Consider the following 25,804-nt stretch of genomic DNA (forward strand, 5'->3'; position numbering starts at 1 on the left):
AATAATATAAAATTAAAATATAGGAGCTAAAATGAACGAATTAAAATCATTTATAAAATATTATAAACCCCATATTAAATTACTGATATTTACATTGACCTGTGCTGTACTACTTGCATCATTGGATTTAATTTTTCCAAAAGTAATTCAGATAGTAATCGATAAAGTAATCCCGGCAAAAGACCTGAAAACATTTTATTATATATCTGTTGGGTTAATATTCATGTACTTACTGAGATATGCTGTAAGCTACTGTCAGTTATATTATGGAAATATTCTGGGAATTAAGATAGAGACCAGGATGAGGAAAGAACTCTTCTCCCATATTCAAAAATTATCTTTTAGTTATTTTGACAACAATAAAACTGGGGTAATTATGTCAAAATTAGTAAATGATCTGAGTGGAATATCGGAGTTAGCTAATCATGGTCCTATCGATCTTTTTATTGCTGTAATTAGGTTAGCAGGAGCATTTGCATTGATGCTCAGCTTAAACGTGAAATTGACCTTGGTTATATTTTCAGTTTTACCATTTATGATCTACTTTTCTATTACTCAAAAATGGAAGATGAAGATGGCATTTGCCAAAACCAGAAAAAAAATAGCAGATATAAATTCCTGTGTGGAGGAAAGCATCGGCGGGATCAGGATAGTAAAACAGTTTAACAATGAAAATTATGAAATAGATAAATTCGAGGAAAAAAACCAGGAATTTCAAGAAGCTAAAAAAGAAACTTATAAAACTACTGCTGTTTTCTTCTCAGGAATCCATATATTTATGAATCTTATGCAATTTATAGTGGTTTTTTACGGAGGTTATTTAATATTACACGGTGAGTTAACCTATGGTATTTTGATTAGTTTTTTACTGTATTCCTATAGATTTATGGAGCCTATCAGAAAGATGATGATCTTAGTTCAAAGTTATCAAAAAGGAATGGCAGGATATAGAAGGTTTCAGGAGATGATGGGAATAACTCCACAGATAAAAGAGATGGAAAATCCATTAGTTTTAAAAGAGATAAAAGGAGAGATAGAGCTCCAGGATGTAAATTTTTCCTATAAAAAATCATCTTTAATTTTAAATAAGTTTAATTTAAAGATAGAACCTGGGGAAAATATAGCCATAGTAGGATCCAGTGGTGTAGGAAAATCAACTATTTCAAATCTGATTCCAAGGTTTTATGACATCGATTCTGGAAGGATTACCATAGATGGGATGGATATAAGTAAGATAAATTTAATTTCTCTCCGGGAAAACATAGGGATTGTTCCCCAGGAGGCATTTTTGTTTGGAGGAACCATAGGGGACAATATAAGGTATGGGAAGCTGGATGCTACTGAAGAAGAGTTAACGGATGCAGCTAAAAAAGCGAATATATACGAGTTTATAATTAGTTTACCAAAGGGATTTGATACCCTGGTAGGAGAAAGGGGAGTAAAACTTTCAGGAGGACAAAAACAAAGGATCTCAATAGCCAGAATATTTTTAAAAAATCCCAAGATATTAATATTGGATGAAGCTACGGCATCACTGGATAATATTACGGAAAAATTAATTCAGGAAGCCCTCATGACACTATCTAAAAACAGGACTACCATAACGATAGCTCATAGGCTGTCAACTATCATAAATTCCGACAGGATTGTGGTTATGGATAAAGAGGGAGTAGTAGAAACCGGAACCCATGAGGAACTGCTGAAATTAGAGGGGTCTTATGCTAAACTTTATCGTTAAACAAGTAACCAATGACTCTCTTTTGGATAGTTTCCCAATTTTGATCTAAAAAGGAAACTAAAGTTAGAGTTTATAGGTTTTAATAGGCGGCAAAAGAAAAGATTTTAAAGTAATATAATCTATGATATACATTGAACTTTTAATCGATATAAAAAGCAGCTGTATTTTATTAAAAAACATTAATTTTAAATTAAAAAAATTAATGTTGAATTAAAAGAAATACGTTGTAAAAACAAAGCAAACATGGTATAAAGTTAATAACAATTTAATAAAATATAATCTTGGTTCGATTTGTATCGATTAAAAGGGAAGTGGGTGAAAATCCTACACGGTCCCGCCACTGTAAGACAGACGAAAATAGTATACCACTGAAGCAATTTGGGAAGGGCTATGAGTAGAATGAAGTCAAGTCAGGAGACCTGCCAGATTAATTTTTACGAACTTGCGAGGACGAGGATGTAGACATTTGTATCTTTTGCTGTACAAAATGTTTTGGTTCCCTAAGTTTTAGGGAACTTTTTTTTTACACGAAATAGATGCAGCGTTATCTTACTTTTTATTCTCAAAATTATATTTAGGAGGAGAAAAATGAAAAAAGTGTTAGTGGTATTAGTGATGTTAACAATGGGGATCTCTTTATTTGCCAATGGAGGAAAATCAAACGATTTTGATCTGAAAAAAGGTGAAAAGAAAGCAATAATGCTGGTAAGTTTTGGGACAACTTTTCCTGAAACCAGGGAAAAAACTATAGGTGCACTAGAAAAAGAATTTAAAAGTTCTTATCCGGATTTTAAAGTAGTTACTGCTTTTACTTCCAGAATAGTTATGAGAAGGATCAAAGAAAAAGAAGGGATTATCTATGATAACCCCAGTGAAGCATTGAAAAAATTAAAAAAAGACGGATATACCCATGTATTGGTACAAGGTACTCATATTATGAATGCCATTGAATCAGAGACATTAAAAATGGAAGTAGAAAGTTATAAGGGAGACTTTAAGGTGTTAAAAGTAAGTACTCCATTACTTACAAGTGTTGAGGATTATAAAGAAGTTGTTAAGGCGTTAAAGCCAACTTATAAAAATTTAAAGAAAGATGAGGCTGTTGTGTTTATAGGGCATGGAACCCACCATCCTGGAAACTCTGCCTATGCTATGTTGGAACATGTATTCCACCAGGAAGGTATTGAAAATGCATATTTAGGAACTGTAGAAGGATATCCTGAATTAGATGATGTCATTGCCAGTTTAAAGAAGGCAAAAATTAAAAAGGTAGAATTATATCCGTTTATGATTGTTGCAGGAGATCATGCCAAAAATGATATTGCTGTAGATATGAAGGAAGAGTTAGAAAAAAATGGATTTACTGTAAAAGCTCATATGGTTGGATTAGGAGAAAATAAAGGGATCAGAAAGATATATGTTGAACATGCAGAGTTTGGGTTAACTCATGTGGAAGAAAATATGTTAGCTAAAAAGAAAAAATATGCAAATGGGATGCAGCCGTAGAAATCTATGAAAAAGCATTTTAAATTATGGACAATAATTGGAATAATACTATTAATCCTTTCAATATTCTTCTACCTTCAAATGGGATATATAAAAATTCCATTAAAGGAAGTAATAGAGAGTATAAAAGGCGGGGAGGGAGCTCCTAATTGGTATATTATCCATGAAGTGAGATTACCGAGGATCCTCACTTCGATCTTAATAGGTTCAATTTTATCTATGTGCGGATTGGTATTTCAAGGGGTTTTATTAAACCCCTTGGCTGATCCATATACATTGGGAATTTCAAGTGGTGCTTCATTTGGTGCAGCACTGGCTATAGTTCTGAATATAACAATTTTTGGAATTTTTAGCACACATATAGTGTCATTTATATTTGCAATACTCTGTTTGGCAGTTGTTATCAAGATGGGTTCCTTTGAAAGAAAGATGAATCCTACTTCTATAATATTAGGAGGGATAATAATAGGAGCTTTCTTTTCAGCAGGATTAAGTTTTTTAAAATATCTGGCTGACGAAGGTGTAGGAGCCATTATATTTTGGCTGCTTGGGAGCTTTACCGGTAAATCCTGGATGGAGGTCAGCATCCTGAGTGCAATATGGGTCTTTGGATTCGTATTTTTTTGTTATTATGCGGAAGACTTAAATATCCTGGCTTTGGGAGAAAAAAGTGCTATCTCTTTGGGGATAAATCCCAGTAAGATCAGGAGGATATTATTGATTGTCAGCTCGATCTTGTCGGCGGTAGCAGTTTCTACCTGCGGGATAATAGGGTTTGTAGGACTGGTAGTTCCACATCTTCTCCGGTTTATTATGGGGACAGACAACAAAAAATTAATTATAGGCTGTGCTATATGGGGCGGAGTTATTATGGGAGCTGCTGATAACATAGTCCGGGTAGTATTGCCCAATGATATTCCTGTAGGAGTAATCACATCATTGTTAGGAGCACCTTTCTTTGCTCTTATTTTTAGGAAAAAGATGGGAGGAGGGAATCTGAGATGATAGATATAAAAAAAATAGATTATTCTATAGATGGAACTAAAATTTTAGATGACCTGTCTTTTAAATTTGAAAAGGGTAAATTTTATGGAATATTAGGACCAAATGGAAGCGGAAAGACTACTTTTTTGGATATTTTAAGCGGGTATAAAAATGCTACAGAATCTGAAATATATATAGAAAAGAAGGAATTAAAGGAATATTCTCATCTGAAGTTAGCAAAAAAAATTGCAATAGTACCACAAAAATTTGATATAGTATTTCCTTTTTCTGTTTCCGACATATTGGAGATGGGAAGGTATCCCTATAAGAAAAAGTTTTTCAGCCTTCAGAAAAAAGATTATGAGATTATTGACAAGGTTGTAGAGGAAATAGGGTTAGAAGAATTTTTAGATAAAGAAATAACTACCCTTAGTGGTGGTGAAGAACAAAGAGTTATATTTGGAAAGGCATTGATTCAGACGACACCTATTTTATTTTTAGATGAGTCAACTTCGAATTTAGATCCCTATTATTCCCATACTTTACTGAGCCTTGTAAGGAAAAGAGTGGTAGAGGAACAAACCACAGTTATAGGAGTATTTCACGACTTTAATTTAGCTTCACTTTATTGTGATGAAATCCTCTTATTGGAAAAGGGAAAGATTATAGCCAGTGGGAAAACCCAAGATGTATTTAATTCAAAAAAATTAGAAGAAGTATTTAAAATAGGATGGGAAAAATATAAAACAGAAAAGAATACATTTGTATTCCCAAAATTAGGAGGTGATTTAGAGTGATTAAAATAATGAAGTTATTATCGATCTTTATTTTTATGATAAACCTATGTTTTGCTTCTAATAAAGAGATAATAAGTGAATCCGGGCAAAAAGTGGATCTGACAACCCCCCATACAAGAATAATATCCCTCTATGGGGCTCATACAGATGTTTTGGTAAATATAGGTGCTGAGGAAAACTTGGTAGGAGTAGATAAAAGTAATGCTGGTCTGGGAATAGAGGTTTTCTCATATAAGGACAGTGTAGAAAAATTTATATCTGCAAAACCGGATTTAATCTTAATAAGACCTATGATCAGAGACAGGTTTAGCGGACTAATAAGATCACTAAAAAACGCAAACCTGACTGTAGTAACTATAAAACCTACAAAATTTGAGGAATTGGATAACTATTGGCTGACATTGGGTAAACTAAGCGGCCACGAAAAGGAAGCGATCCAATATACAGATGATTTTCATATGAATCTGGCTGTGTTAAAGAAAAAGGCTGACTCAATACCTAGTAATGAAAGAAAAACAGTGTTCTTCGAAGCTAGACATAAGACCAATCAAACAACTTCACTAGATGGAATACCGGCTTATATTTTAGGAGTATTGGATATAGAGAATATAGCTTATGATGCTATTCCTGCAAAAAAAGGATCTAGTGTAGCTGATTTCCCTAAGGAGTTATTATTAGCCCGGGGGGAAAAAATAGATGTATATTTAGCACAGTATGGAGCTATGAACAGGCCCACTGTGGATATAATAAAAAAAGCACCTGGTTATAAAGCAATAAGAGCAGTAAGGGAAGATGAAATCTATATAATAGATGAATATAGTGTATCGAGACCAACAAATGGACTATTAGACGGGATAAAAGAAATTGGACATGTTGTTTATCCAAAATATTTTTAACAGGGGGATAAAATGAGTTATGTAAAAAAGCCTATGGCAATTGAAAATAAGAGTTTTGAGATAATCACCAATGAATTAGGTGAAAAAGCGAAGCAGTTTACAGAAGATGAGTTAAAAATTGTAAAAAGATTAATCCATACTACTGCTGATTTTGAGTATGCTGATATAGTAGAGATATCAAAAGATGCAATAGAAAGCGGAAAAAAAGCCATTGCAGAGGGAAGTAAGATATATTGTGATACCAATATGATTGTAAATGGTCTCAGTAAAAAAACTATGGAAAAATGGAATGTAGGTGCTTATTGCCTGGTTTCAGATGAGAAAGTAGTAATAGAGGCAAAGGAAAGAGGATTGACTCGTTCTATAGTAGGAATGGAAAAAGCGATAAAAGATGAAAAAACAAAGATATTCTTAATCGGGAACGCTCCTACAGCTCTATTCACACTGATGGAAGCTGTTGAAAAGGGATACAGACCTAATCTTGTAGTAGGAGTACCAGTTGGATTTGTAGGTGCTGAAGATTCCAAAGAAAGGCTGAGAGAACTGGATATTCCTTATATTGTAACCAGGGGTAGAAAGGGTGGAAGTACAGTAGCAGTAGCTACATTCCATGGTATTTTATATGATATGTATGATAGAAAAGGATTTTTAGGAGAATAATTTTAATTATGAAATTAGATAAATATACAGTCCAAAACGGAAAAAAGATGAGGTATGGCTATACTACCGGCTCAACTGCAGCAGGAGCCTGTAAGAGTGCTGTAGAGATACATTTTCAAAAAGAAGACCTATCCACCATAGAGATAGAAACTCCTAAGGGATGGAATTTAACTTTGGATATAAACAGCATTGAAATAGGGGTTATCGATAATTATAGATATGTAAAAACCAGTATTATAAAAGATGGGGGAGATGATCCAGACGCTACCGACAAGATAGAGATATTTGCCACTGTCAGGGAAGTTTTAGAGGATGAGAAGATAGAAGACAGGGGAGATAACTTTATCAATGAAAAAAAGAATATATCCCTATGTGGCGGAATAGGTGTAGGAAGAGTTACAAAAAAAGGATTGCAGGTAGTCATAGGAAAACCAGCAATAAACCCTGTTCCTGTCCGGACTATATTTTATGAGGTAGAAAAGGTCCTGCCTCAAGGGAAAAAGGTCGAGGTTACTATAGATATTCCAATGGGAGTTGAAATAGGAAAAAAGACCTTTAATCCTAAACTTGGAATATTAGGCGGGATATCAATATTAGGGACTACCGGAATAGTAAAACCTATGTCAGAGGAATCTTGGCGGGACTCTATAGTCATAGAATTGAAGATGCTCCTGGAAGAATACTCGGAAGACACAGTAATTATTACTCCTGGAAACTATGGGAAAAAGTTCTTGGTTGAGGAACTGAAGATAGATCCTAAAAAGATACTCATCATCAGTAATTTTATGGGGTTTATTTTGGATAATATAAAAGTATTGGGATATAAAAAAATAGTTTTAGTGGGACATATAGGAAAACTCATCAAGGTAGCCGGGGGGATATTTCATACCCATTCAAAAATATCTGATGCCAGGATGGAAATATTAGGAGCCAATGCCCTATTAGCAGGAGAAGATCCAGAAGATGTAATTAAAATTATAGAGGCTAATACTACAGAAGAGGGATTATCCTATCTAAAATTAAAGGAAACCAACAAAACAATTGCAGAAAAAATTAAGCAGAAATGTGAAAAGAGAGTTTTCGATGAAGTGGAGGTCGAGGTATTGACTTTTTCCTTTGATCATGGTGAATTAGCCAGAACAGATGGATTTAATAGGATGGTGGATAACTATATGGAGAACAACTATGAAAAAAATTAATATATTGGGGTTAGGCCCCGGGAATAAAAAATACATCCTTCCTGTCACTAAAGAATATATAAAAAAATCCGATATATTGATCGGAGGCAGAAGAAATATAGAATCTTTAGGAGCCCTTGCTGAAGGAAAAGAAATCCGGTATATAGACAGATATTTAGATCAGTTATCTATCTATATCAAAGAAAATAGAGATAAAAGAATCTCTCTTATAGTTTCCGGGGATACAGGATTTTATAGTATGGTTCCCTTTATGAAAAGGTATTTTGAGATAGAAGACTTAAATATTATTTCAGGAATCTCCTCTATGCAGTATATGTTTTCTGCAATAGGTTATTCCTATGAAGATACTTTTATTGCTAGTGTTCACGGCAGGGAATGCGATTACATTACTCCCATAAAAGAGGGGAAAAAAGCTGGGCTTCTTACAGATAATAAGATGACTCCCCAGGCAATCGCACAAACTTTATTAAAAAATGAAGTAAAAGGGACTATATTTGTAGGAGAAAAACTAAGTTATGACGATGAAAGAATAACAAAACTCAGTTTAAAAGAGATGGCAGATCTAAAGATTATTTTTGATATAAATGTAGTAATAGTAATACCCGACACTCTTTCTTCCTAATGAAGAAAGGAGCCTTATAGGCAACACAATAGGAAAAGGAGGATAAGATAATGGTTCATATAGAAGATAAAGAATTTATCCGCGGAAAGGTACCTATGACTAAGCAGGAAGTCAGGTGTATATCTATAGCAAAGCTAGATCTAAAAGAAGATAGTGTTTTGGTCGATGTAGGAGCAGGATCCGGCAGTGTCGGAATAGAAGCCGCTAACTTTGCGCCAAAAGGCAAAGTTTTTGGGATAGAGGTAAACCCTGATGGAATAGAAGTAATTCAGCAGAATCTGGTAAAGTTTAATGTGATAAATTATGAACTTATAGAGGGACTGGCTCCAATGGATATCCCTGATATCTGTGTAGACAGGATGTTTATAGGAGGATCTAAGGGAAACTTAGAAACTATTTTGGAATGGTTCCTGGGCCACTCTAGAGAAGACGCAAAGGTGGTTATAAATACTATAACTTTAGAAAGTTTGAGTGAAGCTATGAAAGGATTAGAACAACTTAAATTTTGTGAGATAGAAGTAGTTAATATAAATATAGCAAGAAATAAAAAAATAGGTAGATACAATATGATGATGGGTGAAAACCCGATATATATTATATCAGCCAAAAGGAGTAAATAAAAGATGGCAAAATTATATGGAATAGGTGTAGGTGTAGGAGATCCGGAGATGTTAACGATGAAAGCTGTAAGAGCATTAGGAGAGTCAGATGTAGTTATCTTACCCCGTGCAAATACAAAAAACTATAGTACAGCATTTGAGATCGCAAAGGGATATATGAAGGAAGATATCGAGAAGGTATTTTTAGACTTTACAACTGTAGATAACGATAAAATACGTGAAGATGATAGATTAGAATATTCAAAAATTGTAAATAAATTAGTAAAAGAGGGGAAAAATATAGCATTTATAACTATTGGAGATCCTATGACCCTTAGTACATTTGTATACGCAATGGAGCTATTGGAAGATAAGATAGAAGTTGAATCTATACCTGGAATCACTTCATTTGCTTCTATAACTTCAAGACTCCGAACACCTTTACTTATGGGAGATGAAACACTAAAAGTTATTCCTATTGCAAAGGAAACAGATTTGGTAAAAGAGATAGAATCAGCAGACAACTTAGTCTTTATGAAAGTTACTAGAAATTTAGAGAGATTAAAAGAAGCTTTTAGAGAAACTGGAAATATGGATAATGTAGTTTTAATCTCTAATTGTGGGAAAGATTCAGAAAAAATTTATTATGATCTAGAAAATATCACTCGTGATGATATCTCATATTTCACGACTATATTACTTAAAAAGGGTGGTGTAAGACAATGGCAAAAGTATTTTTCATAGGAGCAGGCCCTGGAGATCCGGAATTAATCACAGTAAAGGGACAAAGACTGGTAAAAGAAGCTGATGTTATTATCTATGCAGGGTCACTAGTACCGAGACAGGTAATTGAATGTCATAAAGAGGGAGCAGAGGTATATAACAGTGCTTCTATGAACTTAGATGAGGTAATAGAAGTAACAGTAAAGGCTATAAATGATGGTAAGATGGTAGCCAGAGTACATACAGGAGATCCTGCTATCTATGGAGCTCACAGGGAACAAATGGATATATTAGCCAGCCACAATATAGAATTTGAAGTTATCCCAGGGGTCAGTTCTTTCTTAGCATCAGCTGCAGCTATAAAAAAAGAGTTTACTCTTCCAGATGTATCTCAAACTGTTATCTGTACCAGGATGGAAGGAAGAACACCGGTTCCAGAATTAGAAAAATTAGAACTGCTGGCTTCCCATAAGACATCTATGGCAATCTTCTTATCGGTACAGATGATAGACAAGGTAGTTGATCAGTTATTGTCTCACTATGATCTAGATACACCAGTAGCAGTAATTCAAAGAGCTACTTGGGAAGATCAGAAGATAGTAATGGGAACATTAGAAAATATAGCAGAAAAAGTAGAAAAGGCAAATATCACAAAAACAGCTCAAATTTTAGTGGGAAGATTTATGGGTGATGAATACTCGAAATCAAAATTATATGATAAGCACTTTACCCATGAATACAGAGAAGGAATAAAATAAAATAAATTTTTAGTATACAGAAGGAGGTTAGCTATGAGGTTAGCTATTATCACATTAACTAAAAAGGCTACTAGAAAAGGTATTGAGATAAAAGACCTGCTTACTCCTACAAATAGATTTAAAACTATAGATGTATTTACATTATCAAAATACAGTGATGATAAAACTATCCCTATGGAGAATGGATTTAAAGACACTGTCTCTAAGATATTTGATAGTTATGACAGTTTATATTTTGTCATGGCAAGTGGGATAGTAGTGAGAACTATAGCCCCTCTCCTAAAAAGTAAGGATGTAGATCCTGCTGTAATTACAAGTGATGAAGATGGAAAGTTTATCGTATCACTCCTTTCTGGTCATTTGGGAGGAGCTAATGAATTGGCTTCTATGATTGCAGAAAATATAGGGGGAATCCCGGTTATTTCCACAGCGTCAGATGTGTCTGGAAGTATAGCGGTAGATACCATAGCTATGAAGTTAAAGGCACACCTGAGGAACCTTGAAAGTGCTAAAGATCTAACTGCTCTCATAGTCAATGGGGAAAGGGTGGAACTGAGGTTACCTAGAAATATAGCAGTAGATATAATAGATAGAAAAAGATCAGAGAAAGATTGTATAAACTTAGAAACAGAGGACACACAAGATAGCACAGATGAACAGACTTCCGGAATAATTGTTACATCTAACAGGCTGGATATCAAGATGACGCAAATAATCCCTGAAAATATAATATTAGGGATTGGGTGCAGAAGGGACACACCTTCTGAAATCATACTAGATGGTATAGAACTAGCTATGAAAGAGTGTAACCTGCATATGGATAGCATAAAACATATTGCTACTGTAGATGTAAAAGCAGATGAAGTTGGATTATTAGAAGTCTGTGAGGAGTTAGGAAAAAAATTGATAGTTATAGACAGGAAGCAGATAAAGCCTATCCAGGATAACTATGAAGGTTCTGACTTTGTAGAAAAAACTATAGGAGTGAGATGTGTATCTGCTCCTGTAGCATATCTGTCTAGTAATAGAAGTGGTAAATTTATAAAAGAGAAGAAAAGATATAATGGTGTAACGGTATCAATATATGAAGAATGAAAAATAATTAGGATATAGTCAAAGGAGAATATATTATGGAAAAAGGAAAAATATATGTAGTTGGAATGGGGCCTGGAAATAAGGACAATATGAGTTTTAAAGCCTTTGATTCTATGAATAGATCGGATATATTAATTGGACATAAGACATATATTTCATTGGTAGAAGATATGTTTCCTGAAAAGGAGCTAATCAGATCTGCTATGAAAAAAGAGATAGACAGATGCAACGAAACATTAAAACTTGCTGAAAGCGGGAAAACTGTAGCTTTAATCAGTAGTGGTGAATCAGGAGTCTATGGAATGGCAGGAATTATGTTAGAGGTAGCTTTAGACAGTGATATTGAGGTAGAGATAGTACCGGGGATTACAGCTTCTAATGCTGGAGCAAGTGTTGTAGGAGCTCCTATAATGCACGATCATGCAACGATTAGTCTGAGTGACCTGTTAACTGACTGGGAGTTAATAACAAAGAGAATAGATTTAGCTTCTCAAGGTGATTTTGTAATTTCATACTATAACCCTAAGAGTTTTTCCAGAACTACTCAAATTGTAGAAGCAAGGGAGATTATGTTAAGACATAAAAAGAAAGATACTCCTGTAGCAATTGTAAGAAATGCCAAAAGAGACGGAGAAGAGCATGTTATAACTACATTGGAAGATATGTTAAACCACGAGATAAATATGTTTACTGTGGTAATAGTAGGAAACTCTAAAACTTATGTAAAAAATGGGAAAATGATAACACCTAGAGGGTATAAACTTTGATCTTACTTGCTGGAGGAACTAAAGATTCCAGAGTAATAGCTGAAAAGCTTTTAAGGGATAAGCATAAGATCATAGTGACTACAGCTACAGAGTATGGGGGCCAGCTGATCTCTCACTTAGATTTAGAAGTCAGGGTAGCAAGATTGGATCTAAAAGGTCTGGAGAATCTGGCTAATGAGATGAATATAACTCAAATAGTAGATGCTACCCATCCCTATGCCATAGAGATTTCTAATAATTTACTTAAATTATCAACAATTTTAGGAGTACCATATTATAGATACGAAAGAAGTATGTTAGAATATAAAAAAGAGAATAGTTTTTATAATTTAGAGGAGTTAATTAATTTTTTAGAGGGTGTAAGGGGAAATATATTACTTACTTTAGGAAGTAATAACATCAATAAGTTTAAAGATTTAAAAAACAAAAAATCTATCTATATCAGGGTACTTCCTACTGAATACGCCATAAAAAAATGTGAGGATGCAGGATTTAGACCCTCACAGATATTAGGTCTTCAAGGGCCCTTTAATACGACCTTCAACGAGGCTATCTACAAAAATTATGATATAAAATATGTCGTAACCAAGGAGAGCGGTGCCACAGGTGGGGAGCTGGAAAAAGTAGAAGCAGCTTCTAACTTAGGAGTTAGGGTAGTAGTTTTAAAAAGACCTATAGTTCAGTATAGAAACCTTTATAATGAGATAGATGATCTGATAGGAGCGATTAAATGAGAGTTGAAAATATAATATTGACTGGATTTATTCTAGATCTTGTATTTGGAGATCCCAGGAGTTTATTACATCCAGTGGTAGTAATAGGGAGAATCATTACTTTTTTAGAAAAAATATTATATAAATATAAAAAAATAGGCGGAATAATATTAAATTTAATAGTTGTAGGATTGACTATTGGTGTAACATATCTAATTTCAGGTTATCTGGAGATAATTGAGATCTATCTGATATATACTATATTTGCTACCAGATCGCTGGCTCTTGAGGGAGTGAAAGTATTTAATATATTGAAGAAAAAAGATATGCAGCTGGCAAGAAAGGAGCTTTCCTACTTAGTCAGCCGTGATACCGGCTATATGCAGGAGAAGGATATCGTCAGAAGTGTTATGGAAACTATCTCTGAAAATACGGTGGACGGAATAATATCACCATTATTTTTTATGGTAGTAGGATATTTAATAGCACCTGCAACTCCCCTTGGAGTGGCCCTAGCAATGGGATATAAGGCTATTAATACATTGGATTCTATGGTAGGGTATAAAAATGAAAAGTATAAAGATTTTGGATGGTTTTCAGCCCGTGTAGATGATGTGGCTAATGTGATTCCTGCCAGGTTAACCGGAGGGTTACTTATCCCTATATCGGCATTCTTTCTTAGGTATGATTTTAAAAATTCATGGAAGGTATTTTTTAGAGACAGATATAATCATGCCAGCCCAAATTCAGCACAATCTGAATCAGCTGTAGCAGGAGCATTAGGGGTTCAATTTGGAGGAGCTACCAGTTATTTTGGCAGACTGAAGGAGAAACCCACAATAGGGGATAAGAAAAAAGAGTTTGAATTAATGGATATAAAGAGAAATATCAAACTGATGTATGGATCATCTATACTAGGTATGGGGATGGCTTATGCTGTACTCATGCTAAATAGTTTAAACTAAAAATTTATAATTAATGGTAAGGGAGAGGTAAATATGGAACTACATGGGGGAAACATATACAAATTAAAACGGGAAAAAGGTTTAGAGGTATTGGATTATAGTGCTAATATAAATCCGATGGGTCTGTCTGACAGACTGAAGGAGGAGATAGGTAAAAACTTAAATCTCCTGGAAAAATATCCCGATCCAGATTATTTGGAGATGAAAGAGGTAATAGCAAAACACAATAAAGTAGAGGTTGAAAATATAATCGTAGGAAACGGTGCCACAGAGATTATGTTTTTATATGCTAAAAACCTAAAACCTAAAAAAGTTCTTATCATCTCTCCTACCTTTGCAGAATATGAAAGAGCACTTAAAACTGTAAATTGTGAAATTGATTATTTTCAGTTAAAAGAAGAAGAAGATTTTATATTGAATATATCGAGATTAAAGAAAACTTTAGATGATTCCTATGATCTATTGGTAGTATGTAACCCAAATAATCCTACAGGGAAATTTATAGATAAGGTTATTTTAGATGACCTGGCTCTATCGTGTAAAGATAAGGGAGTAAGTATACTTTTAGATGAAGCTTTTATAGAGTTTGTAGATGGAAGTATGGATAGATCACTGGTAGAATATAAGCATAAAAATGTATTCATTGTGAGAGCTCTTACTAAATTTTTTGCTATACCTGGATTGCGTCTGGGATATGGGATAACCTTTAATGAGGAACTAAAGTGTAAGATAGAGGGAAACAGGGAACCTTGGAGTGTTAATGCAATAGCTGAATTAGCTACTAAAGTTTTGTTAGAAGACAGTGAGTATATAACTAAATCAGAGAATTGGATCAGGGAAGAAAAAAGATTCATGTATGAGGAGTTAGAAAAAATAAAAGGTATAAAATCCTATATTACAGAAACAAATTTTATCCTGGTAAAATTAATGACTGGAATGGGAGTAAAAGAATTTAGAGAAAAAATGATTTCATTGGGTGTTTTAGTCAGAGACGCCAGCAATTTCAACTATTTAGATGACAAATATTTTAGACTGGCTATAAAGGATAGAATAAATAATATAAAAGTTTTGAGGTGTGTAGAAGATGCAATTAAATAAATTTTATATATTGGGAGTTACCCATAAGGATCTTACTTTAAAAGAGAGGGAAGCATTTATAAAGGGCGGTCCTAAAAAAATAATGGAAAGCCTGGTAGAAGATGAAATTGTTAAAGGTTATGTTTTACTTGAGACCTGTCTTAGGGTTGAGATCTATATGGAATCTGAAAATATAGAGCTGGTAAAAGAAAAATTTAATATAGGACCTCTGTTTGTTAAAAAAAGCGGGATCGAAGCTGTAAAATATTTATTTGACGTAGTCTGTGGGTTTAATTCTATCATAAAGGGGGAAGATTCTATCTTATCCCAGGTGAGAAATAGTTTTTTAAACGGGCTGGAGGAAAAACGCACTACTAAAACCTTAAATGTTATTTTTAATAAAGCTATTGAGGTGGGTAAAAAATTCCGTCATAGGAGTCAGGTTTCAAAGAATGCTATGTCCTTAGAAGCAATAGCTTTAAAATTTATAAAGGGACACTTTGAGAACTTAGATGATAAGAGGATATTCATAGTAGGAACGGGAGAAATGGCCATAGCTATACTCAATATATTTACTAGAAATAACATAAATAATATTGTCATGACAAACAGGAGCCGTATAAGGGTATTGGAATTAAAGGAGAAGTATGATATAGATATAGTTGATTTTGACGACAGATATTCTGAGGTAGAAAAATCAGATATAATTATCAGTGCAACTTCTGCACCTCATGCTGTATTGTTGGAGAAAGAGATAAAAGGGTTGGACCTGGAAAGGGAAAAAATATTTTTAGATCTGGCAGTTCCAAGAGATATAGATCCATGTATTGAAGCTTATCCAAATATAAACCTCTATAATTTGGATCATCTGTGGGATGTAGTCAGGGGCAATGAAGAAAAACGAGAGAAACTTTTAAAGGAATACAAGTATATATTAGAGGATCAAATAAGGAATTTATTAAAATATTGTGAATATAAAGGGGATTTAAGATGCAAAAGAAGATAATTATTGGAACTAGAGCAAGTATTTTAGCAGTGGCTCAGGCGGAACTGACTAAAAAAATGTTGTTAGATAGCTGTGATAATTTAGAAGTGGAAATAAAAAAAATTATTACCAGTGGAGATAAAGATCAGAGGACCAACTGGAATAAAGATAATAAATCCCTTAAGGATATGTTTGTAAAGGAGATTGAAAGAGCACTGCTAGATGGAGAGATCCATCTAGCAGTACACTCTATGAAGGATATGCCAGCTGTGTCTCCTAAGGGACTTACAGTAGGAGCTGTCCCAATGAGAGAAGATAACAGGGACATTATAATAACTAATTCAGGAGCTACTTTAGATGAATTACCACAAGGTGCAGTAATAGGGACCAGTAGTTTGAGGAGGGTAGAGAGTATCAGAAGCTTGAGACCTGATCTGGTAATAGAACCTATCCGTGGAAATATCCATACCAGAATAGAAAAATTGAAAAATGAGAATTTTGACGGGATCATCCTTGCCTACGCAGGGTTAAAAAGAGTTGGGTTAAAAAACCTGGCTACTGAAATATTTGAACCCAAAAGAATAATGCCGGCACCGGCTCAGGGAGCACTATGCATCCAGTGCAGGGAAGATGATAACTTTACATTGGAACTCTTGGATAAGATAAATCATAGGGAAACCAGCTTAGTTATCGATGCAGAGAGGGAGTTTTCTAAGATATTTGGTGGAGGGTGTACTACTCCTATGGGGTGCCATGCAACTATAGATGGAGAGAGTATCAAGATACAGGGGATGTATTTCCATGGAGATAAGATCTATAAAGATGAGATAACTGGAGACAAAAAGAATGGAAAAGAACTGGCTGTAAAATTAGCTGAGATGATTAGGGGGCAGATAGATGGGTAAGGTTTATATAGTGGGAGCAGGCCCTGGAGATTTAGAATTATTGACATTAAAGGGTAAAAGATGTGTAGAAGAAGCTGATTGCATTGTCTATGACAGACTGGTAAATCCTCAAATACTATCTTTAGCTCAAACAGGATGTGAATTGATATATTTAGGGAAAGGTAATACTGAAGGCGGCGTTATCCAGGATGAGATAAACAGAACTATAGTAGAAAAAGCTATAGAGGGTAAAACAGTTACAAGATTAAAGGGAGGAGATCCTTTTGTATTTGGTCGTGGAGGAGAAGAGATCTTAGCTCTAAATGAAGCTGAAATAGAATTTGAAGTGGTTCCTGGGATCACATCTTCTATATCTGTACCATCTTACTCTGGAATACCTGTTACTCACAGAAATATAGCTCGTTCATTTCATGTGTTTACAGGACATACCTCTAAAGAGGGAACTTGGCATAACTTTGAAGCTATTGCTAAGTTAGAAGGAACTTTAGTATTTTTAATGGGAATTAAAAATTTAGACCTGATAGCCGGTGATCTGATTAAATATGGAAAGTCTCCTACAACTCCTGTGGCTATAATAGAAAAAGGTAGTACAAGTAAACAGAGGGTAGTAGAGGGGACATTAAAAACTATTGTTGAGATAGCCAGGGAAGAAAAGGTTGTACCACCTGCAATTATAATTATTGGAGAGGTAGTAAACTTAAGGTCTGAATTCAATTGGTTTGAAAAATTACCGTTATTTGGTAAAAATATACTAACTACAAGAGATTATAAAAAATCTGTAGAGTTTGCCTACGAAATAGAAAAATTAGGGGGGAAAGCTACAGTATTGCCTCTTATAAATATAGAGCCTTTAGATATTGAATTGGATATAAAAGATGCTAAAGCAATATTATTTAACAGCCAGAACGGGGTAAAAACTTTCTTTGAAAAATTAGAGGATGTCCGTGTCCTGGGAGATAAAAAAATAGGTGTAGTAGGGATCAAAACCTATGAGGAGTTATTAAAACATAGGATTAAACCTGATTTTATGCCTGAAAAGTATCTGGGAGAAAGGTTAGCAGAAGAGAGTGTTAACTTTACAAAAGAAGGGGATAAAATCCTATTTATAACATCGGACATTTCACCTGTTAAGACAGAGGAATGGTCTGAAAAGATGGGTAGAAGATTTGTAGCTACCAGGATATTTAAAACAGAAAAGGTAATAACGACTGATATAGATGATAAAATAAAAGAAGTAGATATGATTACTTTTTTAAGTTCATCAGCAGTAGATGCATATATAGAGAGTTTAGGAGATAAGAAACATAACCCTGATATAAAGATAGCATCTATAGGTAAGATGACAACAAAAAGTATCGAAAGTTATGGTTTGGAAGTAGAGATTGAGGCTAAGACTTCTACAGCACAAGGTTTATTAACAGAGGTTAAAAATTATTATACTAACTTATAACAAAGGAGAAGAGTAAATGTTTAAAAGACACAGAAATTTAAGAAAAACAGCTGGAATTAGAAAATTAGTGAGAGATGTATATATAAGTGTTGATGATTTGGTATATCCAATATTTTTAGAGGAAGGAACAGGGATAAGAACTGAGATATCTTCTATGCCGGGGCAGTACAGAATGTCACTGGATATGTTAGATGCAGAGTTAGATACATTGAATGAATTAGGAGTTAATTCGGTATTATTGTTTGGAATCCCTTTGGAAAAAGACTGTGTTGGAAAAGAAGCATATAATGATACTGGTATTGTGCAAGAGGGAGTTAGACAGATCAAGAGACATTCACCTGATATGGTAGTTATAACTGACGTTTGTATGTGTGAGTATACTTCTCATGGTCACTGTGGTATCATAGATGAATCTGGGGTTATAAACGATACTACTATTGAATATATGGCAAAGATTGCTTTATCCCATGCAAAAGCTGGTGCAGATATAGTAGCTCCTTCAGATATGATGGATGGTAGAATAAAAGCAATAAGAGATATCTTAGATGAAAATGGATTTAAAGAACTAGCTATTATGAGTTATAGTGTAAAATATGCATCATCATTTTACGGACCATTCAGAGAAGCTGCTGATTCAGCTCCTACACATGGAGACAGAAAGCAATATCAAATGGACTATAGATTTAGTATAGATGCAGTATCTGAAGCCAGAGCAGACCTGGAAGAGGGAGCAGATATGGTAATAGTGAAACCGGCTCTATCATACCTAGATGTAATTAGAAAAATAAGAGATACATTTGAAGTTCCAGTAGTTGCATACAGTGTTAGTGGAGAATATGCAATGATAAAAGCAGGAGCATTAAATGGATGGATAGATGAAAAAAATATAGTTATGGAAAAAACATATGCTATGAAAAGAGCAGGAGCGAATATAATCATTACGTATTTTGCAAAAGATATAGCTAGATGGTTGAAAGAAGAGAACTAAAAATTAAGATTAAAATAAAATATTTAGCCGCCAAGTACAAAAATTTGGTGGCTAAAAAAATAAAAGGGGAGAAATTATGAATTACAAAAATTCTAAAGATATATTCGAAAAAGCGGTAAATATAATTCCAGGAGGAGTAAACAGTCCGGTTAGAGCATTTAAATCGGTGGAAAAAGAATTTCCTATCTTTGTAAAATCAGCAAATAAAGCTCATGTTATAGATGAAGACGGGAATAAATATATAGATTTTATCCAGTCGTGGGGGCCTATGATCTTAGGACACAATGATGAAAGGGTAATAAAAGCAGTTCAAGCTGCTGTCTTAGATGGTTGTTCATTTGGATTACCTACTAAAAAAGAAGTTGAACTGGCTGAACTAATCATATCTATGGTTCCTTCTATTGAAAAAGTAAGATTAACTACATCAGGTACAGAGGCTACAATGGCAGCAGTAAGAGTAGCTCGTGCATATACAAAGAAAAATAAAATCTTAAAATTTGAAGGATGTTATCATGGTCATTCAGATTCATTGTTAGTAGCAGCCGGGTCCGGTTTATTAACTGAAGGTTATCAGGATAGTAATGGTCTTACAGAGGGTGTATTAAAAGATACATTAACTCTGCCATTTGGAAACTTAGAAAAAGTGGAAAATTTAATGAAAAAAGAAGAGATAGCTTGTATCATAGTAGAGCCTATTCCTGCTAATATGGGTCTTATCGAAACTAAAAAGGAATATTTAGAAGGATTAAGAAAGTTATGTACTGAGCATAATACTGTATTGATCTTTGATGAAGTTATCAGTGGGTTTAGAATCGCAGCCGGTGGAGCACAGCAGCACTATGGGATTACTCCTGACCTGACTACATTAGGAAAGATAATTGGCGGGGGATACCCTGTAGGAGCATTTGGCGGGAAGAGAGAGATAATGGATATGATTGCACCTGTAGGAGATGTATATCATGCAGGAACACTATCAGGAAATCCTATATCAGTAACTGCCGGGTTTGAAACTTTGAGTATATTAAAAAATACTCCATCTCTATATACAGACTTAGAAAATAAAGTAGATTACATTGTAGAGGGGATATATAAGTTATCTGAAAAATATAATGTGCCGGTATGTGTTAATAAGGCAGGATCACTATTTACTATATTCTTTACAGATAAGAAAAAAGTCGAATCATTAGAAGATGTAATGGCCAGTGATACGACTAAATACTCTAAATATTTTAATACTATGTTAGAGAGTGGAGTAGTAGTACCACCTTCTAAATTTGAAGCACACTTTATGGGAGCAACTCATAGTGAAGAGATCTTAAATGAAACTTTATCTGCAATGGAAAAAGCATTTATAGAAATTTCAAAAGCTCTTTAGGGAGGTTTTATGGGAATAAAAAAATATTTCCCCATCTTACTGGATCTGGAAAAAAAAGATATCCTTGTGGTTGGAGGGGGAAAGATAGCCTATCGTAAGATAAAAACACTTTTAAATTACGGGGCTGAAATAGAGGTAATAACCCCTCAAATTGTAGAGGATAAGATCCGGCTTTTGTTTGAGGAAAAAAAGATCAATCTCACATTGAGAAAATTTGAAGATAGTGATATTGAAAATAGGTTTTTAGTTGTAGGAGCTACCAATGATAAGGAGTTAAATAGAAAGATATATGAGTTAGGAGACTCTAAAAATATTTTGGTTAACAATATAACAACTAAGGAAGACCTAAATGCAAGATTTTGTGCTGTTCACAGGGGAGAAGATTTCCAGGTAGCTGTCTCAACAGATGAAGGTGATCCTAAAAGAGCGCTGGAATTAAAAAAGCAGATTGAAAAAAGTTTAGAAAAGTAAAATACAGAGTATCATATGGGGGGGAGATCATGAAAATAGATCAATTATCAATATTTAAAGGTCTAAATCCAGAAACTATAGATCAACTAGAGAAAAAATTAAAAGTTAAGGAATATAAAAAAGGTGAGTTTGTTTTTTTTGAAAAGGATCAGGTTGAAAAAATATATGTAATAGTCTCTGGGAAAGTCACCCTCCATAGATATACTCAAAAAGCACAGAAAAAAATAATATATATACTGGGGAGCGGAGAAGTTATAAATGAAGTAATTTTTGATAAACTCCCTGCAAGTATAAATGCTGAAGTTTTTGAAAATGCTATGATATTAGAATATTCAGCTGCTGAATTAAAACAAATAATGTCTCAAGATTTTGAACTTGCATATAGAATAATACAATCTACAGGGCGAAAGGTCAGGAGACTCTACAGGCAGTTAAAGAACACCGTCCCCATAAGTCTAGATAAGAAAGTGGCCTCTAAGTTATGGAAACTGTCAAAGGATCATGGGATGATTTGTGAGATCGAAGATAGTCATTGTCGGTCTTGTAAAAAAAATGATTGCTGGATAGGGTTAGAATTTAAAATAAGTATAACATACCTGGCTGATATGTTGGGGAGCACCAGGGAAACCATATCCAGAGAGTTAAAAAAATTAGAGGGACAGGGTTATATAAAATGGGTAGATAAAAGAATTTTTGTAAAAAGAGAGGAACTCAGACAATTTTATAGAAGATAAGAATAACGTGATGAGTATCACGTTATTTTTTTATATATTTTGTTAGAATACAGTTAGAGTTTATAGTGAAAAAAATATTTTGATCTTATTTGGAAGTCAAGAGTCATATTTTGCACAAATATATTTGATCTGACATGATATTTTTTTAATATTTGCTATGGTAAAAATATTATATTTAGGAGGGAAAAATATGTATGCAGAAACACTGGAAAAATTATCTAATGCGGCATTTGGAAAAAAGAAACTGATAGAAGAGAGTAAGGGTAAATATTTTTTAGCATCTGTTATGGCAGGACTTTATGTAGGATTGGGGATATTTCTTATAATGACTATTGGTGGGTTAACCAAGGGGATGGGTCCACATTTTAAAATATTTATAGGTTTAGGTTTTGGAATTGCACTGAGTCTTGTTTTAGTTATTGGATCTGAGCTTTTTACAGGAAATAATATGATCATGAGTGCAGGACTTGCAAATAAAAAAGTATCTTTAAAGGATACATTGAAAGTATGGGGAACAAGTTATATAGGAAACTTAGTGGGATCTACTATCATAGGAATGTTATATGTATTCAGTGGTGCTCCTAAAGGTAAGGTAGGAGAATTTATTGTAGCTCTTTCAAAGGCTAAGATGTCTGGAGATCCTACATCTTTATTTTTTAAAGGTGTTTTATGTAATATCTTAGTTTGTTTAGCGGTATTAGCTTATATCAAGATGAAGAGTGAATCAGGAAAATTAATTATGATATTTTGGTGTCTATTTGCATTTATTACATCTGGATATGAGCATAGTATAGCTAATATGTCTATATTTACTGCTGGTCTGTTACTTAACCATGGTCCTGAAGTATCTTTAGCTGGGTATGGACATAATATGCTTTGGGTAACTTTAGGTAATGTTGTAGGTGGAGGAGCTATAGGATTGGTATATTGGTATATGGGCAGAAAGTCTAAATAGTTCTTAAAAAATAAAAAAAATAAACTGGAGGGATGAATTTGAAAATTTCAATGAATAAGATAAATTTTAATGAAAGTTTGAAAAAATTGGAAAAGAAGTACAAGATATATGCACCTAAACTTTTCCCATTTGCTGGGAGATGTTCTGATACAGATTTAGTAAGATATGCGGAAGTATCAACTATAGAAGAGATGGTGTTTGATAAAAAATCTAATTTTTCACCTAAAGAAATATTACTGCCGCAGACGGAAACGATGTTTTATTTTACAGAGAAGGAATACAAGGAACCAGATGTAGAGGAAAAAGGTACTTTAGTCTTTTTAAAATCTTGTGATCTTCACAGTGTTAAAAGATTTGATGAAATTTATTTAAAAAATAAATTTTCTGATATCTACTACAGCCAAAGAAGAGATAAGATAAAATTTGTTGTTGTGGGCTGTAAAACGGGTTTTGATAGTTGTTTCTGTGTAAGCATGGGGACTAACATTCCTGAAGACTATCATATGGGAATAAACATAAGAGAAGATGAAGTGGAGTTAGAGATCTTAGATGAAGGGTTAAAGGCTAATTTCCAGGGACAAGATAAAGAATTTGAAATAGATAAAGTTGTTATAAATAAGATTGAATTAAAAGTTCCAGATGAGATAAATTTAGAAGATGTAATCAATCTGGATCTATGGAGAGAATATGATAAAAGATGTGTAGCCTGTGGTAAATGTAACTTTGTCTGTCCAACTTGTACATGTACAACTACTCAGGACATCTTCTACAGTGAAAATGAAAATACAGGTGAGAGAAGAAGAGTCTGGGCATCATGTCATGTAGATGGATTTACAGATATGGCAGGAGGTCATGAGTTTAGAAAAAAACATGGTGACAGGATGAGATTTAAAACTATGCATAAAATTGGAGATTTTAAAAAGAGGTTTGGATATCACATGTGTACAGGTTGCGGGAGATGTGACGATGCCTGTCCTGAATATATTTCTTTTTCAAATTGTATAAAAAAATTAACAGCAGCATTAGGAGGAGAAGATGAATAATATTTATATGCCCAGTCCTTATAAAATTTTGGATATTCAACAGGTAACAAATATAGAATGGCTTTTTAAGGTTGAGTTTGATAGAGCTGATGAGATCAACTACGGTCAGTTTATTCAAATATCAATTCCTAAAGTTGGAGAAGCTCCTATTTCGGTGACAGAATTCAATGTAGAAGAGGGATGGATAGAATTTTTAATCAGAAAAGTTGGGAAAGTTACAGATGTTTTATTTGATCTAAAGGCGGGAGATACACTATTCTTGAGAGGACCTTATGGAAATGGATTCCCATTTGATGAAAAATATAAGGATAAACATCTGGTAATCGTAGCAGGAGGATCTGGATGCGGTCCGGTAAGATCTATGATTAATGCAGTTCACAAAAAGTTTAAATCTGTTAAAAAGATGGAACTTATCCTGGGATTTAAAGATACTAATTGTATAATCTTTAAGGATGAGATTACAAGCTGGCAGGAAGAAAATAACTTGGTACTTACTGTAGATAAGATGTGTGAAGGAGACACCTGTGATCTAGGAATCAATGAGGGCCTTGTAACACAGCATGTAGATAAGCTAGACCTGTCAAATATAGATGATTTAGAAGTAGTAATTGTGGGACCACCTATGATGATGAAGTTCGCAGCTATTGAATTTGAAAAACATGGAGTACCTGAAGATAAGATATGGTTATCCTTTGAAAGAAAGATGTCATGTGCTGTAGGGAAATGCGGTCATTGTAAGATAGATGAAACATATGTATGTTTAGAAGGGCCTGTGTTTAACTATACAAAGGGTAAAAAACTTTTAGATTAAGGGGGATAAGATGACTTTGGATATAAATATAAAAAAAATAAAGAAAAATGCCTATAGAGTGAGTAAAGATAGAGACGTAACTGCTTTAAGAGTGAGAGTTCCTGGAGGAGAGATTACAGGGGATCTAATAGAGATAGTATCTAAAATAGCAAATACTTATGGGGATGGAAGAATCCACCTGACCACCAGACAAGGATTTGAAATTTTAGGGATAAAGTGGGAAGATATAGATAAAGTAAACCTTATGGTAGCTCCTTTAATGGATAAATTAGAAATAAATCATGTTGATGCTAATGCAGGATATCCAGCAGCAGGAACAAGAAATATAGCTGCCTGTATCGGTAACAAAGTATGTTTAAAAGCTCAATATAACACTACTGAATTTGCAAAAAAAATTGAAAAATCAATATTCCCTCATGATTTTCATTTTAAAGTTGCACTTACGGGCTGTCCAAATGACTGCCAGAAAGTAAGAAGTAATGATTTTGGAATAATTGGGATGACACTGCCTAAGCTGGATGCATCCAAATGTGTATCTTGTGGAAGATGTGTAAAAAAATGTAAAGGTCTGTCTACAGGGGCGTTAACATCTGTTAACTATAAACCTCAAAGAGATCATGAGAGATGTATAGGGTGTGGAGAGTGTGTTTTAAACTGTCCTACATCTGCCTGGACTAGAGATCCTAAAAAATATTATAGATTAGCTATTATGGGAAGAACTGGAAAAAGAAACCCTCGTTTAGCCGAAGACTGGATTATCTGGGCTGATGAAGCTAGTATCATAAAGATTATTAAAAATACTTATGATTATGTAGATAAATATATCGATAGAAGCTTGCCAAAAGAGCATATAGGGTATATAGTAGATAGGACAGGATTTATGGAGTTTAAAAAGTGGGCTCTAAAAGGTGTGGACCTGCCTGAATATTCTGTTATGAAAAATAATGTATATTGGTCTGGTATGAAATATCCTGGAATAAAGTAGGTG

At 34.0% G+C, this 25,804-nt stretch carries 27 protein-coding genes and 1 riboswitch; all 27 genes read left to right on the forward strand.

The annotated features are described in order from the left end of the window. Positions 1–31 precede the first annotated feature (31 nt). The 27 genes from NRK67_03690 to asrC all read left to right on the forward strand — a co-directional run bounded on the left by NRK67_03690 (position 32) and on the right by asrC (position 25,801). The gene (locus tag NRK67_03690; protein UUV17016.1) at positions 32–1,738 is read left to right on the forward strand and encodes an ABC transporter ATP-binding protein/permease; all 1,707 of its coding nucleotides are present in this window, start codon (positions 32–34) and stop codon (positions 1,736–1,738) included. 265 nt (positions 1,739–2,003) lie between these two features. Then, a riboswitch (cobalamin riboswitch) is annotated at positions 2,004–2,180 on the forward strand. 146 nt (positions 2,181–2,326) lie between these two features. Further along, positions 2,327–3,244: a sirohydrochlorin cobaltochelatase gene (locus NRK67_03695; protein ID UUV17017.1), complete on the forward strand. Its 918-nt coding sequence runs from the start codon at positions 2,327–2,329 to the stop codon at positions 3,242–3,244. Positions 3,245–3,250: 6 nt separating this feature from the next. Then, complete coding sequence (locus NRK67_03700; GenBank protein UUV17018.1) at positions 3,251–4,249, forward strand: iron ABC transporter permease; 999 nt, start codon at positions 3,251–3,253, stop codon at positions 4,247–4,249. Continuing rightward, complete coding sequence (locus NRK67_03705; protein UUV17019.1) at positions 4,246–5,025, forward strand: ABC transporter ATP-binding protein; 780 nt, start codon at positions 4,246–4,248, stop codon at positions 5,023–5,025. The genes NRK67_03700 and NRK67_03705 overlap by 4 nt, the downstream gene beginning before the upstream one ends. After that, a complete protein-coding gene (locus NRK67_03710; protein UUV17020.1) occupies positions 5,022–5,921 on the forward strand; it encodes an ABC transporter substrate-binding protein in 900 nt (299 codons plus the stop codon). Before NRK67_03705 ends, NRK67_03710 begins: the two co-directional genes overlap by 4 nt. 12 nt (positions 5,922–5,933) lie before the next feature. After that, positions 5,934–6,581, forward strand: a complete 648-nt coding sequence (locus NRK67_03715) for a precorrin-8X methylmutase (protein ID UUV17021.1) — start codon at positions 5,934–5,936, stop codon at positions 6,579–6,581. Between the two features lie 8 nt (positions 6,582–6,589). Beyond that, positions 6,590–7,780, forward strand: a complete 1,191-nt coding sequence (cbiD, locus tag NRK67_03720) for a cobalt-precorrin-5B (C(1))-methyltransferase CbiD (GenBank protein ID UUV17022.1) — start codon at positions 6,590–6,592, stop codon at positions 7,778–7,780. Then, complete coding sequence (gene cbiE, locus NRK67_03725) at positions 7,767–8,402, forward strand: precorrin-6y C5,15-methyltransferase (decarboxylating) subunit CbiE (protein UUV17023.1); 636 nt, start codon at positions 7,767–7,769, stop codon at positions 8,400–8,402. The genes cbiD and cbiE overlap by 14 nt, the downstream gene beginning before the upstream one ends. 50 nt (positions 8,403–8,452) lie before the next feature. Continuing rightward, positions 8,453–9,022 carry a precorrin-6Y C5,15-methyltransferase (decarboxylating) subunit CbiT gene (cbiT, locus tag NRK67_03730; GenBank protein UUV17024.1) on the forward strand — a complete coding sequence of 190 codons (570 nt, stop codon included), beginning with the start codon at positions 8,453–8,455 and terminating at the stop codon, positions 9,020–9,022. Between the two features lie 3 nt (positions 9,023–9,025). Beyond that, positions 9,026–9,745 (forward strand): precorrin-2 C(20)-methyltransferase, encoded by a 720-nt coding sequence (gene cobI / locus NRK67_03735; GenBank protein ID UUV17025.1) that lies wholly within the window; start codon positions 9,026–9,028, stop codon positions 9,743–9,745. Next, positions 9,724–10,482 (forward strand): precorrin-4 C(11)-methyltransferase, encoded by a 759-nt coding sequence (gene cobM, locus NRK67_03740; protein ID UUV17026.1) that lies wholly within the window; start codon positions 9,724–9,726, stop codon positions 10,480–10,482. The genes cobI and cobM overlap by 22 nt, the downstream gene beginning before the upstream one ends. 33 nt (positions 10,483–10,515) lie before the next feature. After that, entirely contained in the window at positions 10,516–11,577 is a 1,062-nt protein-coding gene (gene cbiG / locus NRK67_03745; GenBank protein ID UUV17027.1) for a cobalt-precorrin 5A hydrolase, read from the forward strand. A gap of 35 nt (positions 11,578–11,612) precedes the next feature. Continuing rightward, on the forward strand, positions 11,613–12,344 hold the full coding sequence (gene cobJ / locus NRK67_03750) for a precorrin-3B C(17)-methyltransferase (GenBank protein ID UUV17028.1): 732 nt from the start codon (positions 11,613–11,615) through the stop codon (positions 12,342–12,344). Next, positions 12,341–13,078 (forward strand): precorrin-6A reductase, encoded by a 738-nt coding sequence (cobK, locus tag NRK67_03755; protein UUV17029.1) that lies wholly within the window; start codon positions 12,341–12,343, stop codon positions 13,076–13,078. Before cobJ ends, cobK begins: the two co-directional genes overlap by 4 nt. Next, entirely contained in the window at positions 13,075–14,022 is a 948-nt protein-coding gene (cbiB, locus tag NRK67_03760; GenBank protein ID UUV17030.1) for an adenosylcobinamide-phosphate synthase CbiB, read from the forward strand. The genes cobK and cbiB overlap by 4 nt, the downstream gene beginning before the upstream one ends. A 33-nt stretch (positions 14,023–14,055) precedes the next feature. Further along, positions 14,056–15,120 carry an aminotransferase class I/II-fold pyridoxal phosphate-dependent enzyme gene (locus NRK67_03765; protein UUV17031.1) on the forward strand — a complete coding sequence of 355 codons (1,065 nt, stop codon included), beginning with the start codon at positions 14,056–14,058 and terminating at the stop codon, positions 15,118–15,120. Next, entirely contained in the window at positions 15,107–16,105 is a 999-nt protein-coding gene (gene hemA, locus NRK67_03770) for a glutamyl-tRNA reductase (GenBank protein UUV17032.1), read from the forward strand. Before NRK67_03765 ends, hemA begins: the two co-directional genes overlap by 14 nt. Then, positions 16,090–16,989 carry a hydroxymethylbilane synthase gene (gene hemC / locus NRK67_03775; protein UUV17033.1) on the forward strand — a complete coding sequence of 300 codons (900 nt, stop codon included), beginning with the start codon at positions 16,090–16,092 and terminating at the stop codon, positions 16,987–16,989. The genes hemA and hemC overlap by 16 nt, the downstream gene beginning before the upstream one ends. Next, entirely contained in the window at positions 16,982–18,439 is a 1,458-nt protein-coding gene (cobA, locus tag NRK67_03780) for a uroporphyrinogen-III C-methyltransferase (protein UUV17034.1), read from the forward strand. The genes hemC and cobA overlap by 8 nt, the downstream gene beginning before the upstream one ends. Before the next feature lie 16 nt (positions 18,440–18,455). Continuing rightward, a complete protein-coding gene (gene hemB / locus NRK67_03785; protein ID UUV17035.1) occupies positions 18,456–19,427 on the forward strand; it encodes a porphobilinogen synthase in 972 nt (323 codons plus the stop codon). Between the two features lie 76 nt (positions 19,428–19,503). Next, entirely contained in the window at positions 19,504–20,802 is a 1,299-nt protein-coding gene (hemL, locus tag NRK67_03790; protein UUV17036.1) for a glutamate-1-semialdehyde 2,1-aminomutase, read from the forward strand. 9 nt (positions 20,803–20,811) lie between these two features. Next, entirely contained in the window at positions 20,812–21,273 is a 462-nt protein-coding gene (locus tag NRK67_03795) for a bifunctional precorrin-2 dehydrogenase/sirohydrochlorin ferrochelatase (GenBank protein UUV17037.1), read from the forward strand. 29 nt (positions 21,274–21,302) lie between these two features. Beyond that, the gene (locus NRK67_03800) at positions 21,303–22,007 is read left to right on the forward strand and encodes a Crp/Fnr family transcriptional regulator (protein UUV17038.1); all 705 of its coding nucleotides are present in this window, start codon (positions 21,303–21,305) and stop codon (positions 22,005–22,007) included. A 190-nt stretch (positions 22,008–22,197) separates the two neighbouring features. Further along, positions 22,198–22,962, forward strand: a complete 765-nt coding sequence (locus NRK67_03805) for a formate/nitrite transporter family protein (protein UUV17039.1) — start codon at positions 22,198–22,200, stop codon at positions 22,960–22,962. 38 nt (positions 22,963–23,000) lie between these two features. Then, on the forward strand, positions 23,001–24,005 hold the full coding sequence (gene asrA, locus NRK67_03810; protein UUV17040.1) for an anaerobic sulfite reductase subunit AsrA: 1,005 nt from the start codon (positions 23,001–23,003) through the stop codon (positions 24,003–24,005). Then, complete coding sequence (gene asrB, locus NRK67_03815; protein UUV17041.1) at positions 23,998–24,816, forward strand: anaerobic sulfite reductase subunit AsrB; 819 nt, start codon at positions 23,998–24,000, stop codon at positions 24,814–24,816. The genes asrA and asrB overlap by 8 nt, the downstream gene beginning before the upstream one ends. Positions 24,817–24,826: 10 nt before the next feature. Then, on the forward strand, positions 24,827–25,801 hold the full coding sequence (gene asrC, locus NRK67_03820; GenBank protein UUV17042.1) for a sulfite reductase subunit C: 975 nt from the start codon (positions 24,827–24,829) through the stop codon (positions 25,799–25,801). Positions 25,802–25,804 lie beyond the last annotated feature (3 nt).

The organism is Fusobacteria bacterium ZRK30 (assembly GCA_024628785.1).
Classification (GTDB): Bacteria; Fusobacteriota; Fusobacteriia; order Fusobacteriales; family Fusobacteriaceae; genus Psychrilyobacter.

Coding starts and splice junctions, on each gene's coding strand:
- NRK67_03695 (UUV17017.1), top strand. CDS start 2,327: ATGAAAAAAGTGTTAGTGGTATTAGTGATGTTAACAATGGGGATCTCT.
- NRK67_03800 (UUV17038.1), top strand. CDS start 21,303: ATGAAAATAGATCAATTATCAATATTTAAAGGTCTAAATCCAGAAACT.
- NRK67_03705 (UUV17019.1), top strand. CDS start 4,246: ATGATAGATATAAAAAAAATAGATTATTCTATAGATGGAACTAAAATT.
- cbiE (UUV17023.1), top strand. CDS start 7,767: ATGAAAAAAATTAATATATTGGGGTTAGGCCCCGGGAATAAAAAATAC.
- hemA (UUV17032.1), top strand. CDS start 15,107: ATGCAATTAAATAAATTTTATATATTGGGAGTTACCCATAAGGATCTT.
- cobI (UUV17025.1), top strand. CDS start 9,026: ATGGCAAAATTATATGGAATAGGTGTAGGTGTAGGAGATCCGGAGATG.
- cbiG (UUV17027.1), top strand. CDS start 10,516: ATGAGGTTAGCTATTATCACATTAACTAAAAAGGCTACTAGAAAAGGT.
- hemL (UUV17036.1), top strand. CDS start 19,504: ATGAATTACAAAAATTCTAAAGATATATTCGAAAAAGCGGTAAATATA.
- NRK67_03765 (UUV17031.1), top strand. CDS start 14,056: ATGGAACTACATGGGGGAAACATATACAAATTAAAACGGGAAAAAGGT.
- cobJ (UUV17028.1), top strand. CDS start 11,613: ATGGAAAAAGGAAAAATATATGTAGTTGGAATGGGGCCTGGAAATAAG.
- NRK67_03805 (UUV17039.1), top strand. CDS start 22,198: ATGTATGCAGAAACACTGGAAAAATTATCTAATGCGGCATTTGGAAAA.
- cbiT (UUV17024.1), top strand. CDS start 8,453: ATGGTTCATATAGAAGATAAAGAATTTATCCGCGGAAAGGTACCTATG.
- NRK67_03700 (UUV17018.1), top strand. CDS start 3,251: ATGAAAAAGCATTTTAAATTATGGACAATAATTGGAATAATACTATTA.
- NRK67_03715 (UUV17021.1), top strand. CDS start 5,934: ATGAGTTATGTAAAAAAGCCTATGGCAATTGAAAATAAGAGTTTTGAG.
- hemB (UUV17035.1), top strand. CDS start 18,456: ATGTTTAAAAGACACAGAAATTTAAGAAAAACAGCTGGAATTAGAAAA.
- cbiD (UUV17022.1), top strand. CDS start 6,590: ATGAAATTAGATAAATATACAGTCCAAAACGGAAAAAAGATGAGGTAT.
- asrC (UUV17042.1), top strand. CDS start 24,827: ATGACTTTGGATATAAATATAAAAAAAATAAAGAAAAATGCCTATAGA.
- asrB (UUV17041.1), top strand. CDS start 23,998: ATGAATAATATTTATATGCCCAGTCCTTATAAAATTTTGGATATTCAA.
- NRK67_03795 (UUV17037.1), top strand. CDS start 20,812: ATGGGAATAAAAAAATATTTCCCCATCTTACTGGATCTGGAAAAAAAA.
- cobM (UUV17026.1), top strand. CDS start 9,724: ATGGCAAAAGTATTTTTCATAGGAGCAGGCCCTGGAGATCCGGAATTA.
- cobA (UUV17034.1), top strand. CDS start 16,982: ATGGGTAAGGTTTATATAGTGGGAGCAGGCCCTGGAGATTTAGAATTA.
- hemC (UUV17033.1), top strand. CDS start 16,090: ATGCAAAAGAAGATAATTATTGGAACTAGAGCAAGTATTTTAGCAGTG.
- cbiB (UUV17030.1), top strand. CDS start 13,075: ATGAGAGTTGAAAATATAATATTGACTGGATTTATTCTAGATCTTGTA.
- NRK67_03690 (UUV17016.1), top strand. CDS start 32: ATGAACGAATTAAAATCATTTATAAAATATTATAAACCCCATATTAAA.